General features: G+C 36.4%; 19 protein-coding genes and 1 riboswitch. Of the genes, 2 read left to right on the forward strand and 17 right to left on the reverse strand.

Features of this window, described 5'->3' with window-relative positions:
• Window positions 1-274 precede the first annotated feature (274 nt).
• The 9 genes from IR022_RS00315 to IR022_RS00355 form a co-directional block, all read right to left on the reverse strand.
• A complete protein-coding gene (locus tag IR022_RS00315; protein WP_050710782.1) occupies window positions 275-1,249 on the reverse strand; it encodes a hypothetical protein in 975 nt (324 codons plus the stop codon).
• Window positions 1,250-1,571: 322 nt separating this feature from the next.
• Window positions 1,572-2,108 carry an anaerobic ribonucleoside-triphosphate reductase activating protein gene (gene nrdG, locus IR022_RS00320; protein WP_194202182.1) on the reverse strand — a complete coding sequence of 179 codons (537 nt, stop codon included), beginning with the start codon at window positions 2,106-2,108 and terminating at the stop codon, window positions 1,572-1,574.
• Window positions 2,101-4,485 carry an anaerobic ribonucleoside triphosphate reductase gene (locus IR022_RS00325; protein WP_194202183.1) on the reverse strand — a complete coding sequence of 795 codons (2,385 nt, stop codon included), beginning with the start codon at window positions 4,483-4,485 and terminating at the stop codon, window positions 2,101-2,103. The genes nrdG and IR022_RS00325 overlap by 8 nt, the downstream gene beginning before the upstream one ends.
• Before the next feature lie 68 nt (window positions 4,486-4,553).
• Window positions 4,554-4,775: a cysteine-rich CWC family protein gene (locus tag IR022_RS00330; RefSeq protein WP_050710780.1), complete on the reverse strand. Its 222-nt coding sequence runs from the start codon at window positions 4,773-4,775 to the stop codon at window positions 4,554-4,556.
• 233 nt (window positions 4,776-5,008) lie between these two features.
• A riboswitch (cobalamin riboswitch) is annotated at window positions 5,009-5,217 on the reverse strand.
• Between the two features lie 271 nt (window positions 5,218-5,488).
• Window positions 5,489-7,129 (reverse strand): hypothetical protein, encoded by a 1,641-nt coding sequence (locus IR022_RS00335; RefSeq protein WP_194202184.1) that lies wholly within the window; start codon window positions 7,127-7,129, stop codon window positions 5,489-5,491.
• A 12-nt stretch (window positions 7,130-7,141) separates the two neighbouring features.
• Entirely contained in the window at window positions 7,142-7,510 is a 369-nt protein-coding gene (locus IR022_RS00340; RefSeq protein WP_194202185.1) for a hypothetical protein, read from the reverse strand.
• The gene (locus tag IR022_RS00345; RefSeq protein WP_194202186.1) at window positions 7,507-7,980 is read right to left on the reverse strand and encodes a hypothetical protein; all 474 of its coding nucleotides are present in this window, start codon (window positions 7,978-7,980) and stop codon (window positions 7,507-7,509) included. The genes IR022_RS00340 and IR022_RS00345 overlap by 4 nt, the downstream gene beginning before the upstream one ends.
• A 6-nt stretch (window positions 7,981-7,986) precedes the next feature.
• Complete coding sequence (locus IR022_RS00350) at window positions 7,987-8,250, reverse strand: hypothetical protein (protein WP_194202187.1); 264 nt, start codon at window positions 8,248-8,250, stop codon at window positions 7,987-7,989.
• A 5-nt stretch (window positions 8,251-8,255) separates the two neighbouring features.
• On the reverse strand, window positions 8,256-8,471 hold the full coding sequence (locus IR022_RS00355; protein WP_194202188.1) for a hypothetical protein: 216 nt from the start codon (window positions 8,469-8,471) through the stop codon (window positions 8,256-8,258).
• Between the two features lie 51 nt (window positions 8,472-8,522).
• On the opposite strand from IR022_RS00355, the gene IR022_RS00360 reads away from it, so the two are divergent.
• A complete protein-coding gene (locus IR022_RS00360) occupies window positions 8,523-8,981 on the forward strand; it encodes a hypothetical protein (RefSeq protein WP_194202189.1) in 459 nt (152 codons plus the stop codon).
• Between the two features lie 14 nt (window positions 8,982-8,995).
• Here IR022_RS00360 and IR022_RS00365 read toward each other — a convergent pair whose 3' ends face one another.
• The 7 genes from IR022_RS00365 to IR022_RS00395 form a co-directional block, all read right to left on the reverse strand.
• The gene (locus tag IR022_RS00365; RefSeq protein ID WP_194202190.1) at window positions 8,996-9,484 is read right to left on the reverse strand and encodes a hypothetical protein; all 489 of its coding nucleotides are present in this window, start codon (window positions 9,482-9,484) and stop codon (window positions 8,996-8,998) included.
• A gap of 78 nt (window positions 9,485-9,562) precedes the next feature.
• Window positions 9,563-10,228: a hypothetical protein gene (locus IR022_RS00370; RefSeq protein ID WP_206759615.1), complete on the reverse strand. Its 666-nt coding sequence runs from the start codon at window positions 10,226-10,228 to the stop codon at window positions 9,563-9,565.
• Between the two features lie 235 nt (window positions 10,229-10,463).
• On the reverse strand, window positions 10,464-10,694 hold the full coding sequence (locus IR022_RS00375) for a hypothetical protein (protein ID WP_194202192.1): 231 nt from the start codon (window positions 10,692-10,694) through the stop codon (window positions 10,464-10,466).
• Between the two features lie 170 nt (window positions 10,695-10,864).
• Window positions 10,865-11,632 (reverse strand): hypothetical protein, encoded by a 768-nt coding sequence (locus IR022_RS00380; RefSeq protein ID WP_194202193.1) that lies wholly within the window; start codon window positions 11,630-11,632, stop codon window positions 10,865-10,867.
• Between the two features lie 201 nt (window positions 11,633-11,833).
• Window positions 11,834-12,547 carry a hypothetical protein gene (locus IR022_RS00385; RefSeq protein WP_194202194.1) on the reverse strand — a complete coding sequence of 238 codons (714 nt, stop codon included), beginning with the start codon at window positions 12,545-12,547 and terminating at the stop codon, window positions 11,834-11,836.
• 169 nt (window positions 12,548-12,716) lie between these two features.
• The gene (locus tag IR022_RS00390) at window positions 12,717-13,706 is read right to left on the reverse strand and encodes an IS110 family transposase (RefSeq protein WP_194202195.1); all 990 of its coding nucleotides are present in this window, start codon (window positions 13,704-13,706) and stop codon (window positions 12,717-12,719) included.
• Between the two features lie 295 nt (window positions 13,707-14,001).
• Window positions 14,002-14,229: a hypothetical protein gene (locus IR022_RS00395; RefSeq protein WP_194202196.1), complete on the reverse strand. Its 228-nt coding sequence runs from the start codon at window positions 14,227-14,229 to the stop codon at window positions 14,002-14,004.
• Window positions 14,230-14,291: 62 nt separating this feature from the next.
• Between IR022_RS00395 and IR022_RS00400 the strand changes: the two genes are divergently transcribed.
• Complete coding sequence (locus IR022_RS00400; protein WP_194202197.1) at window positions 14,292-14,636, forward strand: GPR1/FUN34/YaaH family transporter; 345 nt, start codon at window positions 14,292-14,294, stop codon at window positions 14,634-14,636.
• A gap of 159 nt (window positions 14,637-14,795) precedes the next feature.
• Here the strand turns inward: IR022_RS00400 and fabD are convergent, their stop codons facing one another.
• Complete coding sequence (gene fabD / locus IR022_RS00405) at window positions 14,796-15,677, reverse strand: ACP S-malonyltransferase (protein WP_050710778.1); 882 nt, start codon at window positions 15,675-15,677, stop codon at window positions 14,796-14,798.
• Window positions 15,678-15,771 lie beyond the last annotated feature (94 nt).

Genomic DNA, 15,771 nt, shown 5'->3' on the forward strand with positions numbered 1-15,771 from the left:
ATAATTACATAAGCAAAGTTATAGTAGAACATCCTAAAAAAAATGCAACAGATAAAGCATTATACAGTTGCTTTTTGTCTTATATCGTGTTTCTAAATTGTAGTGTTTTGATTTGTATGTTGAGGCGTAAAATTCGTAATATTTGTTTCGAATTTTGAAAGTGTGGAGGATTCATTTCTATATATCAGTTTATTATAAGAAAAAAGCCCAAATTGTTATGATTTGGGCTTTTTCTAAAATTGATATGTGTAAATAATAAGTCGGTTTTATTTTTTCAAAAACATCCCATTTTAAGAGCTAGTTCTCTTTGAGTGTTGAAATACTCAGTACGTTGTATCTCGCAGCTTACCGAGATTAGTGTAGAATATCTCTTTAGAGATTCTATCCATTCTTTTTGGATGTTGCATATCGTAGGATTTTGTGAACCTATGATATTTATAGAGAATACTCTCATAAAACTGTTTTCGCAATGATCAGATTCAAAATGTAAATACGACGATTCCAAATCGATATTTGATACATATAAATTTACCTTTGTTCCGGTTTTCTGCATACCTGTAGCTGCAATGGTTTCAAGATCGGATATCAGTTCAAATAATTCGTTTTGTATGAGCTGAACATCCATATTCGATAATAAATTGAGCTTGTAAAAGTAGTTCACATCGCCTATAAAGGACTTGAATACGTTTTGATCCATTATAAACGTAGTATATGCAATGTACCGTTGTTCGGCAACAAATCTTTTCTCAATATCCGAAATTTTTTGAGGAACGACCATTTCTTCGTACGAACCGATAGTGGGAATTACTTCCAGTTGGTAGAGCCATCTGTATAAGCGGAATTTTGCAATATGTGGGAAAGATAAATAAAACATATAGGGTAGGCTGTTGAGAGCCAGTCGTGCAGTCGAATTTTTGCATTTATGCAATTTCTGAAACAGAAGAATACAGCTTTCGAGTTTGTCACAATAATGATCTAACGGATCGTTAAGCTGTTGCATTTTCAGATCTAAATCGAAAAACGCCCGTTTTGTATTTTTGATATTTACAATATTATCGAGTGAAATACATAGCTTAGATGATATTTTCGAAACTTCATCGAAAGTGAATGGAACATCGCCTCTAAGCCTTCGGTAAACAGCCTCTTTTCCCATAGACAGTATATCCATTAGGAGGTTTGCGATATTCATATCATCTGACACACTGTTTTTGATAGCTAAAACGAGTTCATCGTTTAGTTGATTTTTCATAAAGACATTCTATTGCGAAGAGTATGGTTTACTCAGTTGATTATTATAAGGTTTCATAAAAGTACTTATTTCTTTGTAGTGAGTTTCTTGCGCAATATACTCGTTCTACTAAAAAGAATTAAATGATGTTGTAGAGGGTATACGGATCGTAAAAAAATATTTTTTTTGTTAATAAAATGGGCGTTTTCAGAGGATAGAGTGCCAATTTGGATGATTATTTCAATATTAGAAATAGAAATTGGGTATGGTATCGCATTTGTTCGAAAAAAGAAACAGCCTCTTTATATCATTAAAGAGGCTGTTTTAAAAGTAAAGGTATTTTTTACACAGGAAGTTCGCTGCACTTTTTGTCAATTATAGAATATTTCTCCCGACAAGGATGTAATTTATTCAATTTTATAATCCTTTGGTTTGTACTTCCCCTAAAGGATAGGGTAGGAGAGTAGTTCTCTTTCTCAAATCTGCCATCTACCAGTACGTCAATGTAGGTGAGACAAGCATGTAATTCTTTTTTAGCGAGAATGTCTTCGTAAGTATAACCGGTATAGCACCAGATGTTTAGCTTCGTTTGTTCCTTTAATGTTTTTAAGAGGGTAACAAGCGATTGAGGATAGAAAAACGGATCGCCTCCCGAAATAGTTATGCCATCAAGTAACGGGTTAGACTTTATATCTTCTATTATTTCGAGTAACCATCCCTTCGAAAGAGGTGTTCCTGCACTTGGATTCCAGCTACTTTCGTTGTGGCAGCCTTTGCAACGATGTTTGCAGCCCGAAAGATAGATGGAATAACGAAGCCCTTCGCCATCGGATATCGTTTCTTCGTATATCTTCAATATATGTAATGGGTCTTTAAACATGTTTTATTCTGTCTTTTTCTTCAGCTTGTTTTGCTGAGTTCCACGAATCTAAATCTCCCGTAAGATATCCCGTTATGCGACGCATACGTGTAATGTTTTCGCTTTTACATAAGGGACATTCTGCATAAATCATTCCCTTATAGCCACATTTTCGACAAGTATCTATGGGGTGATTGATCGAGCCATATCCAATATTCTCTTTATGCATCAGGTGTACAATTTTGAGTATTACCGATATGTTTTTCTTTGCTTCTCCATCCAGTTCCACATAAGTTATATGTCCACCTTTGGTAATTGCATGAAAGGGGGCCTCCAATTTAATCTTATCGGCTACTTTTATATGCTCCTTTACATCTATATGGAATGAATTAACGTAGTAGTCACGATCTGTAACGCCATCAATTACACCGTATTTCTTTCTGTCTATCTTGGTGAATCTGCCCGATAAACCTTCGGCGGGAGTTGCCAATACAGAATAATTCAGCTTGTATTTTGCTTTATATTCTTCGGCTACCTTATTCATTTCTTGGATAACATCATAAAGAGTATCATAAGCCTTTTTATTGATGGCATGCCCTTCGCCATATATGGCAACCATTGCATTGTGCCCTCCGATAAAGCCAATGCCTAAAGTGCCGCTTTGGATGGTATTACCTACCTCTTCGTTCGAATCTAAAGCGTCGCCACCTTTCCATATATTATTAGCCATCATAAAAGGAAACTGTCTTGCCAGAGCTGTCCGTTGATACTGATAGCGATCATACAGCTGTTCGGCGATCATTTCAGACATCAATCTAACAGAGGATAAAAGTATTTTCTTAGCCTCTTCCTGAACACCTTGTTTGTCTTTTTCGGGAAACAAGTTCTCAGCTTTCTGATGTGCTTCAATAGCCAAACGGGGTAGATTGAGCGAAGTAAAAGATAGATTTCCACGCCCTAAAGACGATTTTTCACCATGTAAGTTTTCAAATACACGGGTGCGGCATCCCATTGTTGCAGTTTCGTACATATATCGTTTAGGGTCGTCGGCTTTCCATTTCTCATGTAGGTTGAAAGGTGCATCCAAAAACATAAAGTTAGGGAAAAGTGCTACCGAAGTAGTGCGACAAGCTTCAATCAGAAGATCAAAGTTGGGAGACTTAAATTTCATTTTCCCCGCGAGAGCATCTTCAAAATTGGAGATTGCTGCTTCATAATCGGACTCGCTATAAGATACGCCTTTCTTTACCTTAAATATTTGTATGGGAAATACAGGGATTTCGCCCGTTCCCAATCCTTCGGTTGTAGCAGCCAGTAATTCTTGAATAACCATTCTGCCTTCGGGCGAAGTATCTGTTCCGTAGTTAATAGAGCTGAATACTACCTGATTACCTCCTCTGGAATGCATGGTGTTGAGGTTGTGAATAAAGGCCTCCATTGCCTGATGGGTATCCTTTCGGGTTGTTTCAACAGAACGGTGAATGAGAGCATTTAGGTTTTTTATATTAAGTACTTCCGATTGAATATTGAGTGCTTTAAGCAGTTCTTCTTTCTCATTATCGGGTATATTGATACTTGATACTAAGCTCTTAACGATCTTCTTTATATCCTGCTCATTGATGCTTTGATCTTCAAGTTGATATAATAAGGTAATATTAGAAGCCAGATGTTTTTGAAAGGACTTGAGTACACCCTTTGCCATGAAAAAATCGAAAGCGGGAATAGATTGTCCTCCATGTTGTTCATTCTGATTGGTTTGAAAAACAATGGTAGCCAACGTAGCGTAGCTTTGTATGGATTGAGGTGTACGGATACTTCCATTTTTGGTTCTGAATCCTTTCTCAAAAAGATCGTCCAGATCGTATTGAATACAAGTAGTAGTTTTAGTCGGGTAATAATCGAGGTCGTGAATGTGAATATCTCCGTTTTTGTGGGCAAGAGTGTATTCGGGATTTACCAGATATTTTTCGGCATAATCCTTTGTAACTTCCGATGCAAAAGTCATCATCTGTCCAGCAGGAGTATGAGCCGACATGTTTGCATTGCTCAGGTTTACATCGTTCTTCTCAATAGAAACAATTCCGTCCATAATATGTTTCATATGCGTTTTCTTATGGCGTTCCACATTGCGCCATTCACGATATATGATATACTTTTTGGCAGCCTTAGGATTTCTTCTCATCAATTCTTTTTCTACCAGATCTTGTATCTCTTCAACCGTAATGGTTGGCTTTTTAATTTCATTGGCAACAGCAAACGAAATCTCATACATTTCGCGTTCCGAGTCGGAGATGCTACTCGCTCTGAATGATTTGGTGACAGCATTTTTTATTTTCTCAATTGAAAATACTTCTTGTTTACCATCTCTTTTTGTGATAAGAATTTCTGAAAAGTCCATAGGAATTGCTTCTATTAAGTAGGATAATAAAATAAATGAAGAATATAATATAGCTGAGGTTTATACCCTTAAACAGCTTTCTTCTTATTTAAAAATTTGGGATTTACACCAATATTATAAAAGGTGCTGCTAGCTTCTTGCAGACATTTAGGGCAAAGGCAGCTCTCGTAAGTTTCTTTTACATAATCGCGTACACCTATAACTTTAGCTGTTTTTGAGCAACTGCACAATTCAACTCTGTCTTCTCTGCATCTGAAAGCTGTTGTACAGCGTGGACATATCTTTTCCATAATTGTAATTTTTAGTTTGTTATTGAATCTATTTACTGAAGCTTTCTTATTGATAAAGCTTTTCTTTTTTACTTTTGGATTGTATGGTCAGTATAAAAACAGGTTTATAGATAGATAAAGGAAGCCGATGCCATAGTCATTCCCTTGAGAGGAATGAAGGTTGAGGCTGATACCAATACATATTTAAAACTGAATTTTACTTCGTGTTGAATTGCCCTTAATCCTCGAAAGACAAAACTTTTACTTTTATCGGCAGGTCTTCTGACTTACTCTGTCTTTAGAAACATCCTTCCCGTTTCAAAATCGAAACAGTGGTTTGAGATTTGTTTCAAGACTGTTGTAGAGTTTACAGCAGCGGGTCTGTTCAGGATTTACACCTGATTCCCTTTTCATCACCCATCCAAGAAATAGGATTAGTGACACCAATAACTAATGACAAAGTTGTGAATAAAAAATGAGAAAGTTGCTTAAAATGGAAAATTATTTATCAACAATTTTGAATGAAGTTTTCCAAAACGAAAATTTTAAAAGAGGTTTCTGTTTCTTGTATTTGATGTGAAACGTTCTGTGTAGCTTATTAAATCAGGTAATTCTGTCTTGAAGTCTAAGAATGGATAATTCTTATTTTCAATTTTGAATGGATGAAAGTTTTCCATTAAATTCTAAAAGTGTAAAACGCACATTGTTTTAGAGAAAATACTAACTAAATTTAATTAGGACGGATAAATATCTAATTCCATCCAAATAGCAAGCCTATCAACTACCAAATACAATTGATAAGAATACGTAGCAATCATAGAACCGGGCTCTAACTGAACAGCCCAAGAACCTGCAAGATCATATAACGGTGTATCATTATATCCTATAAGCTCTTTAATTTGTTCAGAAGTCAAATCCAGAGTCATATCAATAGCATTACCGACAACCATAGGACCAGCATAAGAGCCGGGAAGAACTATTATTGATGATGGTAGATGACATTCAACAGGATAACCACCGGGAGCAAGAGGCGGACAAGGAGCAAGAGGAATAGAAAGCTCTGCGTCTGTAGGTATATTAACTGTATCGCCTAACATCAGTCTAAAACCGGGGAACAAATAATACACAAAACGAGCCTCTAAAGAATAATCATAACGATCAATAATAAATTTCCAATCATCAGGATAAACAAGACTGCAGTAAGTAGCAGGGGCTTGAATTTGATTATGAGAATAACCGTCTCCTAAACAGACTAAACCGTCTACACCTTCAACGCCATCGGCATTCAAGTAAATAGTCCAGTTAGTAAGGGCGTCAGTCATCAAACGATAATCAACATTCTCAACACCACCATCTTTATAAGACAGGTAGTTTTGAACAAAATAAAACGATACTGCAGCATCCACGTCTAAAGGATTGAAGCCCTTAGTACCATCCGGAGCAATATAATAATTTCCTGCAGGAGCATACGCATCAACACCAAAATTGTCAGGTGTTACAATATCAAAAGTACAAGCAACAGCGTCATTTGAATTATTGAAAGTCAGATATACACTGACATCAAGTAAAGCCTCAAATGTAGTTATACCCGTCATCGCTAGTACTATTCTGTATATTGTACGACCTGAACCATCAACATAAGTCGTAATAGTGTCGATAGTCCAGGGGTCAGTAACTAAAGGAGGTTCAGGAACACCACCGACATAACTTAAGACATCAACAGTTAACTTCGTCCTGGTATCAAGATACTCAATAGGAGAAGGAGGTGTTATAACCTGTAAAGTGTCAGGAACAGAGGGAGCAGCGTAATACTCAAATCTGATAGTTTGTACTATATTGCTCTCTGCTTGGAAAATAGTCAAAGGCGTAACAAAAGAACCTGTAAAACCTGCAGTATTTAAATTAAACCTGATAAAATCAGCAGTTGGAGATTCTGAATAACCAGAAACTAACTCAGGATGATCAGATGACAAACTAAAAAAGTTCGCACCGTTTTTAGTCGACACACCTGGTATATCAACATAACCGACTGCAAGATCAGTTGCGGTTACTATATGAGCAGATGAATACAGTCTAAAGTCATATAAAGCGGGTTGAGTACCTTCAATGATCTCTATAATCTCATCAATTTTACCATTGATCTCATTAAGAGCATTACAAGCACAACTCGTATTATCAGATATTTGTTGTGATAACAATAACTGATTATCCATTTTAATATTAAGATTGCCAACACCACCATTAATTGAATTTAAGGTACTGTTAGCGATAGACAACTGTCTGTTAGTTTCTTGTTGTTCCAATAACAATTGTTGAAGAACATCTAATTGTTCCTGGGGGCTACCCTTCCAGGTAAGACGAAATTTTCTTGGCATAATCTTTAGATTTTAAAAGTTTTCGCACAACAGAACAAACACAAATTGCCTATCTGTCATTTTATCCTTTCGGATATCATTAACTATATACTGATTTGCTGATATCGCGAAATTGCTAATATTAGCAACATTAGCAACCTGAACAATAGGATGATTTTCTAAATAGAGCAAAGCGTTAGTTAACCCTTGCTCTAAATTACTGTCGCGGTCTTCATCGTCCGAGTTATCAGCTATAAAGGCATGAAGCAGAATAAACGGCTTTTCGACACGAAAAATCATAGAATTATCAACTTGCTGACCAACTGAATCTAAAAGAGGGAGACAACGATAGACACGCAAAGTATATACTGTTTGCGTGTCTGCTAATTTTCTATATGTCATACTTTAAATAAGTTTAAAGGGTTAACGTCCTGACGTTGGAAGAATAAGAAATTAAAGAATTCAACCAGGGCAGGAGATAATATAAATGCCTGGGCATTTTCGTAATACTCACCGTTCCAGCGTGACAAACAAAAACATTTGCTTACATCGCTGAAACTAAGAGGTACAAGACCGTTATAGGTCTTAACAGGAGCAATAATAACACCTTGAGAGGAATTTACTAAACGTACAAATTCCTTATAAACCGCTTCGCTGTCTTTAAAGAAATATTGCAGTTCTTTCCCAATGTATTCAGCCAGGTATAAAGGAACTTGAAGAGAGAATACAACATGATGCGAAGGAAATAAAGCAGCATGTTCCTGCAGAGCAGTAGAGAATAAAGGAGTTGCAATAACATGACACACGTATTTACGTTCAGAAACAACAAAACAAATAAAGAGCCAGGCTCTTAACTCTTTTTTTTCTTTCATGACTTACTATTTTTTTCGTTTTTTCTTTTTCGACTCAATTCGAGCCAGTTCAGCACGAAGAGCAGCACGAATGTCTGTAACACCTGATTTCTTCTTTGTTGTACTATCGCTAGTAGCTCTCTTAACGTCGATACTATCCACATCGCCATAAGAAGAATTTAACAGAGTCTGAGCGTAACCGTAAGCCAAAGAAGAATAAAGGAAATTCTTTTTGCGGGTAGCCACTACGCTACCATCTGCGCGCAGAAACTTGAAAATAAACTGTGCCATAATTATTAACTTTTTAAAGCATTTGTAATCGAATTTTTATTCGTTGGAAGATAAGCCGGATTATCTTTATGGTATTTCCTAGAGCCTATATAATCAAAAGAAAAACCACGAATAGTTAAAAACAGAATATAAGAATCTAAAGAAGCCTTATTACTAAAACTTATTTCTTCAGCATACTCACATTCCGTTCCAGGATTGAAAACAAATAGATATTTTTTCATAACTTTTTATTTTTTATATTTACAAAAATTTTAACTAAACAAAACATCAAAATGAAAACATTAATCAAGATTCTAATCGCAATAGGCACAATTACAAGCTTGTGCATAATATACTTAATAGGACAAAATATAATAACAGCAATAGAATCAGAAAACAAACCAAAAACTGAATTGATAAGACTATCATACAATCTCGAAAATAATCAAATAAATTACAGAAGAATAGACGCTTTCCTTTGGGAAGAACCTTCTATAGAAATAACATATAGACTAACAAACACTGATATATACGACGGAATATATAACATGCATATAAATGCTATATCAGAGAAAGCAGAACAAAAAGAAATATCTATAGAAAGATTCATAAAAGCAGGTCAAACTATATACGTCCAGCATAAAGAGAAAATAAAAAGAAACACATTTCAAAAACTATATATTAAAAGCTTCAACATAAACCCTGAATACATAGAAATAGATAGATTAACCAGAGCTAGAATAAGAAACTAAAAACTATTCACATCCTACAAAACAGCCGACAAATGAGACAAATATCTATCTTCCTCAGAAGAATTAAACAAGTCCCGAAGGTCTTCGGTCAAAGTTTCACCTTTCCCAGTCAAATTATACCATATATGATTTGCATCCTTATACAATATATATACGTTCGACAAAAAGACATATTCAGCAGGAGAAACCTTTAACATAAAATTGCCAACATCGGAATGATCCGTAGATGAGAACCAATTACCGCTAGGATACATTTTCGTATATAACCAAGTCGCACCTGAACGATAAGTAAATAACCCATTAGTCATAAACTTAGACGAATCCTTGGTTATAGCATCTCGTTCAGCATCTGTAATGTCTTTCATTGGATTAGATGAAATTCCAAAAAGACGCCCAATTTGACGCAAGCCATACTTTACTAAATAGTAAATAACAACAGCCAAAAGCAACCAAAGAATAATACCTATAACATTAAACGATTTTAAGTAATTTGAAATTTTCATAAATTTTACTTTTTAAAAAATAGGAGACGGACTTACAGTCATAGCGCCTCCTATTTTATTCAATTATTAAACTACATCTTACACTTTTGGTGCCCACTCTAAAAACTTAGAACGTGGTACCCAAAAGTAACCAGCTTCAACACGATGTATATAATAAGCAACACCAGCGAGTAACTCCCGGTTACTATCCAAATTAAACGCAGTGGTTGGCTCAATACCAAGATAAGACGCCAGAGTTTGCGCATAAGCGATCGGATTATTTCCACCATGACCTAAAGGTGCATAGCGTGCAGTTAATGAATTGAGGGTATAAATACCATGCTTTTTAGAATAATTCTTAAGCGTCATACATTGAGCTCTTACTCCATTATCAACTGTATCGAAATAAATGATCTGACCCGCTTTACTTCTGATAGAATCTAAACCTTTCCAATTTGTTACTCCATCCCAAAACAACGCCCCGGGATTATTTGAACGTTGTGAAAGTGCATTACCATCCGTTTTTAACACTTCTAATTGAGAAGAATCAAAACCTGCCGAACCTGTGCCCTCTGTGGGCATAGTTATAACAGGGGGCGGAGTGTAAGACACATTACTGATGTCCTGGGGAGCTAAAGGATTGTTTGCCGTAGATGGAGGACTACCAGGCGTTAGCGGAACAACCAAACCACCGTTTTGGGCTTTCGTCTTTTCTTTAAAAAAAAAGATATAGACCAAAAGCCCGATTATAGCGAGTATACCCACTATAATCAAACTATTTGAACCTTTACTTTGCATGGTTATTTTTTCTTTAAAAATTTTTTCCAAGCAAAGAAACCAGCACCGCCTAAGATCAACAGACCTATAAGCCACTTAATGTAGTTCGGCTTTCTACTATAAGAACGACGCCTGCGACGTCTGCGATAACGAGCTCTAAAGCCACTAAAACGTCTACGAAAACCCGAATAAAAACGACCGAAACTTCTTCTAAATCTAGCCATTAGTCTACTCCTTTCTTATTTAAGTAGTCTTCCGACTCTGATTTAAACAAATCGGATGCTTGAACAGCATTAGCAGCAACGTCGCCGGACTCTTCGTCATCCTCTATTTCTGGTTCCGGTGGAAATTTTTCTTTCCAGCTTTCATATTCCGGAGTAAAAGCATCTACGAACGCTTTTGTAGCCGTTGCAACGATTGCAAACAAAGCCATGTACTTAATAATCTTTTTCATAAATAAATATTTTTTTTTATTGGTTTAGGCAGGGTTGACTTTTTGTTAATATTTTAACAACCTCTACCGTTTTTAATTAGTATATCTATCTTGGATAGTGTCCTTAACGGCTTTTCGCCGTGTCTATTGGGGTTTCACCCCCTATACCCCCAATCCTGTCAGAATCGAAATTAACGACGCTTAGAAGTGAGTAAAAGAGCAAACAGCAAAATAACACCGCCAAAAATCCAAATACCGTAATTGCGAACAATACGAGCTATTTTTTGTACGGCAGTTTCTTCTGCAATATCCGTCACGACACCGACGGCTTGGTCTTCTGCTTTAATTAAAGCATTGGACACGCCCGGAATATTTGCCTTTTTAGCAGTATTCCAAAGCCCTGTAAGTATAGCAATCCAATCAACAGCAGGTTTGCCCGTTGTTTGTGCTAAAGCTTGAGAAGTATAAGCCAATGCTTCAGGGGATTTATTAACGACATCCAAAGCAAGCAAGTTACTTTGTTGGGCACCGCTTAAAGGTTCTGACGACGATACGAAATTGTTCATTTCGCTCATAGTCATAGACGCTTTATCAACCCCTAGAGGGTCACCATAGGAGTCTAACAATGTCTGTATATACTTTTGTTTTCCTGACAATGAGCCGGGAATAGAAAGCAACGCACCATTATCAGACTGAACAAAGTCTACAGCATTAGTAAGCTCCGAAGGCTGATAAGTCACCCTACCATCGACGTCAACCGTATAAGCGTAAGAACCATCCGAGTAGGTGTAAACACCCGGTTCTTCTGAACTATACTCAGGTAAAGAATCGCTCTTAGAATGCTGACTTTGTCGAATAATACCAACTACACCCGCACCTGTTTGAGAATCCTGAAAACCGGAAGCTAGAGATTTTCCGATGTTACCACCGGAAACTAAAGCCCCTACAGAATTTCCCAACAGGCGAACAGGATCAACACCGACAAGACTTGTCGCAGTATCATAAATTTGCCCGACAACGGGAATTTTTGATACTAAGGGAGAAGCTACAGCAGCGACCGACTTAACGGCAGTACCGGCAATTTTACCGGTAACCTTAACCGCGCTGCCTAATGCTTTCCCTATACTTTTGAAAATACTCATAATAAATTGAGTTACAGATTACACATTAGATGTGTCCACAGCACGAAGCAAATAGACACGATCGTCGAACTCAGTCGTAATCTTTACAGATTCGAAAGATGTTATTCCCAGAGCATCGTAATACGTACCACCGGGAACAGTCGTATCTCCAATAAAGCCTAAATCAACGGTATGATTCTCACCTAAAATAGTGCGAACACCAGACACACCTGAACCGATCAAGGCAAGCAAGTCATTTTGACCGCGTGCAACTGATTCAATTTCTCGACGAGACCAGTTAACACTATATAAGCTATCTTTAGCTTTTAATTGGAAGTCATCCAGCTGTTTAGGTAGAATGATTTGATTGCAATTCGCTAAGTCTATTGACTTTTGGCTTTTTGCATTCAAATGCACTACCTCATACATATACGCAAGAGTGGTTTTGGTTGTGTCGACCGCTGAAATAACCAACTTTTGAAGATTATTAGCAGCTTCGCCAAAACCTGTGGATACAGACAAATAAGCATTATCATCCAAGGCAAGAGCACCACCAGCACCAACAAAAACACGGAATACCACGCGATTAATGTAAGTTGGGTTAGTAGAACCGCCTTGACGATAAGCTATAATTTCATCAGGTCCCATAGTTGCAGCAACAGCCAATGGAAATACAGGAAGAGACGGAATCAAAGAACGTTGACCAGCTGAGCGAGAGGTGTATAATACCTTCAATTCGTCCGTAGTAGACAAATTAAGGTCCCCAAAAAAGCTTGGTAAGTCCGGGTAACCCGTACTTTTTGTCACGTCAAATAAAAGATAGTAAGCGCCATTTTCAATTTGCAAGTCGCTTACATTGTTTGAACCTTCGTAAACTTTCATTATTAAAAAATATTAAATTAAACAATTGAGAAACAATACATTAAGAGGAATAAGTAGACAATTTTACATAAGGAGTGCCACGCTTTACAACCGCAAAAATGCGCTCTAAAAGCTTGAATTTTACAGCATTCAGAATAACACCGGGATGCTTACCAGACATCAACTTTCGCTGGTAATACATACGTAATTCTGAATCGTGTACAATGGCAGATAAAGAAGCTTGTGTAAGTTCAGACTTAAGAGTCTTATTACACATCGAATCTGTCTTAGCAGGACTATTAATACTAGTACCTGACTGCTTAGAAAAAGGGGCTATACCACAATAACAGGCATATTCACGAGCATTATCAAATGCCTCAAAATTATTAGTATATAAGAGAACATTAACAGCATTGATAAGAGCAATACCGACTATACTTGTAATCAGTTTATAAGTATTATACAAGTCCGAATCAGACTCTATAATCAATATCAGTTCTTTCTCAATCTCATGAATGAAAGTATTAAGATATTTCAGTTCACGAGAATAACGACTATAACCGGAAGAATCTGTATTTTTCTTATGTTCAGTTAAATACGCTTTACATTGAGACGCACGCTTTACACAGCTACGTCGCTCTGACATAAGATCACGAAGTGAAAGAAGAACTTTACTTTTAACACGACTATATTTTAATTCTTCACGATATAGATAGCAATAATGAGCTATACGGAAAGAATCGACCTTATCGCTTTTTCCACGAGCAAAACCTACACTATGTTTCATTTCGTAACCCGAAATCATACAATAGTCTAAAGAATTTGCTTCAAAAAAGAGACTGATATCTAAACCATAAATACCTGTATGTTCCATACATATGACGATATCAGAAAATGAAAAAGACTTAGATTTAAACCATTTTAGCAATGTTTTAAAACCAAGTGAATCATTAGTAACCTGAGTATAATTTTCAGGATTAATTAAAGGAGAATACACGCACACATCAAGTGTACGTTTAGAAATGTCAATACCAATAAAATGTTTTTTCATGCTTTTCATTATTAATGTAATTCAATGCTTATGACCTCTTTTGAATCACTTATAACCCTTAATTGCACCGTATGCTAAATTTCTATTTAAGTCCCTTCAATTAAAGAAAGGTAGGACTACAACCTACTTTAGAGCATTATCTCTATATGGCTATCTAGTTCACCTACCTTTCAGGGTCATAAAAACACACACAACAAACACACGGTATATATTTTAGATAAATGAGTACAGCAGTTTAATTGAAAAATATTTTTAGTGAGAAAAATGTGAGATTTTAATTAGACTGCTAGAAACTTTATCTTAACTTCTTAAAGATTACAGAACGCTTGTCTGGGCGAGAAATAGGAGAACATGCGAATATAGAATCGGGAATATCACACGCAGAAGCCAATTTGCCGTTACCGATAATTTCTTTAATATCGAAACAACATTTACCACAAGTATCAGTAGTAGAAAAGTCCTCTAATACTAAATATTTCTGACCTTTAAAGTCAATAATTTCATAACCGTTTTCAATTTCCATGACCGTAAATTTTAATGTTTATTATTGAAGCGTTTTATAAACACAAATCTAAGGGTATGGCTATGAGTTGGTTGATCAAGCTTGGTTGTTTTGGCGAAACATTGGCTCAAGCTGTCGATGTAAAACAATTGGGTTTTGTCTTTGTCGGTTACATGATATTGACAATTGTATTTACCATATCGGGGCTTAAAATGTCGAAAGCGATGTTTGTTCTTTTGATATTAATCGTAGTCTTGTTTTTAGGCTTAGCTTTAGATTCTTTTGGTTGTGGTCATGCGTGGCATGCAGTAGCAGCTTACGCAGAGTTGGCTATATCGTTGCTTACATTTTATATCTTGGCAGCAAAGTATCTGAATAGCTTTTTCGGAAAGAATATAGTGCCCGTAGGCAGCCCTATATTGAAATAAGAATAGTATAAGATAAAACAAAAATAAGGCATCTCTTTCGGGGACGCCTTATTTTTATATCTAATAAATGCTAAATTGTATTATTCAATTTGCATTGCGATTATCACTTTAGGTAGACTCTAATTATTACTCCGAAAAGTAATAAAAGATCTGTAAACCTTATTGTTTTCCGCTTGTTGCGATTTCTTTGTTGATCTTTTTAACAAGACCTTGAAGAACAGCACCTGGTCCTAGTTCTACAAATTCAGTAGCACCGTCAGCAATCATATGCTCTGCCGATTGAGTCCATTTAACAGGAGCAGTCAATTGAGCGATAAGATTTTTCTTGATTGCTTCTGGTTCAGTTTCAGCAACTGTTGTTACGTTTTGATAAACTGGGCAAATAGGTTTAGAGAATTGAGTCTCGTTGATTGCTTTCTCTAATTCTTCTTTAGCCGGATTCATCAATGGAGAGTGAAATGCTCCACCCACACTTAGTTTAAGAGCACGTTTAGCACCAGCTTCTTTCAATAGTTCGCAAGCTTTATCTATACCTGCATTTGTACCCGAAATAACAATCTGTCCTGGGCAGTTATAGTTCGCAGGAACTACAATCTCGTCAGTAATAGAAGCACATACTTCTTCTACCTTTTCGTCAGGTAAACCAAGTACGGCAGCCATTGTCGAAGGATTTAGCTCACAAGCTTTTTGCATAGCCAAAGCACGTTTATAGACAAGTTTCAAGCCATCCTCAAACGATAAAGAGTTAGCCGCTACAAGAGCCGAAAATTCACCTAAAGAGTGACCTGCTACCATATCGGGTTTAAATTCTTCACCTAAAGTTTTAGCAAGAATTACTGAATGTAAAAATATAGCTGGCTGGGTTACTTTAGTTTGGCGTAAGTCTTCGTCTGTACCGCTGAACATTAAATCGGTAATGCGAAATCCAAGAATCTCATTCGCTTTTTCGAATAAATCTTTAGCTACGGGAGATGTTTCGTACAAGTCTTTACCCATTCCTACGAATTGTGCACCTTGACCTGGAAATACAAATGCTTTCATTTTGTTTTTATTAAGTACTTTCAACTGTTTATTGTCATATTATATTGTAACATACTTTGGCTATGACATCTACCAAAGTAATGAAGAAGTCCGA

Origin of the sequence: Dysgonomonas sp. GY617 (assembly GCF_015233815.1) — a bacterium.
GTDB lineage: Bacteria > Bacteroidota > Bacteroidia > Bacteroidales > Dysgonomonadaceae > Dysgonomonas_A.

What these genes read in the sequence shown, in the direction of transcription:
- IR022_RS00315 (WP_050710782.1), bottom strand. Translation starts at nt 1,249, where the DNA reads ATGAAAAATCAACTAAACGATGAACTCGTTTTAGCTATCAAAAACAGT.
- nrdG (WP_194202182.1), bottom strand. Translation starts at nt 2,108, where the DNA reads ATGTTTAAAGACCCATTACATATATTGAAGATATACGAAGAAACGATA.
- IR022_RS00325 (WP_194202183.1), bottom strand. Translation starts at nt 4,485, where the DNA reads ATGGACTTTTCAGAAATTCTTATCACAAAAAGAGATGGTAAACAAGAA.
- IR022_RS00330 (WP_050710780.1), bottom strand. Translation starts at nt 4,775, where the DNA reads ATGGAAAAGATATGTCCACGCTGTACAACAGCTTTCAGATGCAGAGAA.
- IR022_RS00335 (WP_194202184.1), bottom strand. Translation starts at nt 7,129, where the DNA reads ATGCCAAGAAAATTTCGTCTTACCTGGAAGGGTAGCCCCCAGGAACAA.
- IR022_RS00340 (WP_194202185.1), bottom strand. Translation starts at nt 7,510, where the DNA reads ATGACATATAGAAAATTAGCAGACACGCAAACAGTATATACTTTGCGT.
- IR022_RS00345 (WP_194202186.1), bottom strand. Translation starts at nt 7,980, where the DNA reads ATGAAAGAAAAAAAAGAGTTAAGAGCCTGGCTCTTTATTTGTTTTGTT.
- IR022_RS00350 (WP_194202187.1), bottom strand. Translation starts at nt 8,250, where the DNA reads ATGGCACAGTTTATTTTCAAGTTTCTGCGCGCAGATGGTAGCGTAGTG.
- IR022_RS00355 (WP_194202188.1), bottom strand. Translation starts at nt 8,471, where the DNA reads ATGAAAAAATATCTATTTGTTTTCAATCCTGGAACGGAATGTGAGTAT.
- IR022_RS00360 (WP_194202189.1), top strand. Translation starts at nt 8,523, where the DNA reads ATGAAAACATTAATCAAGATTCTAATCGCAATAGGCACAATTACAAGC.
- IR022_RS00365 (WP_194202190.1), bottom strand. Translation starts at nt 9,484, where the DNA reads ATGAAAATTTCAAATTACTTAAAATCGTTTAATGTTATAGGTATTATT.
- IR022_RS00375 (WP_194202192.1), bottom strand. Translation starts at nt 10,694, where the DNA reads ATGAAAAAGATTATTAAGTACATGGCTTTGTTTGCAATCGTTGCAACG.
- IR022_RS00390 (WP_194202195.1), bottom strand. Translation starts at nt 13,706, where the DNA reads ATGAAAAAACATTTTATTGGTATTGACATTTCTAAACGTACACTTGAT.
- IR022_RS00395 (WP_194202196.1), bottom strand. Translation starts at nt 14,229, where the DNA reads ATGGAAATTGAAAACGGTTATGAAATTATTGACTTTAAAGGTCAGAAA.
- IR022_RS00400 (WP_194202197.1), top strand. Translation starts at nt 14,292, where the DNA reads ATGAGTTGGTTGATCAAGCTTGGTTGTTTTGGCGAAACATTGGCTCAA.
- fabD (WP_050710778.1), bottom strand. Translation starts at nt 15,677, where the DNA reads ATGAAAGCATTTGTATTTCCAGGTCAAGGTGCACAATTCGTAGGAATG.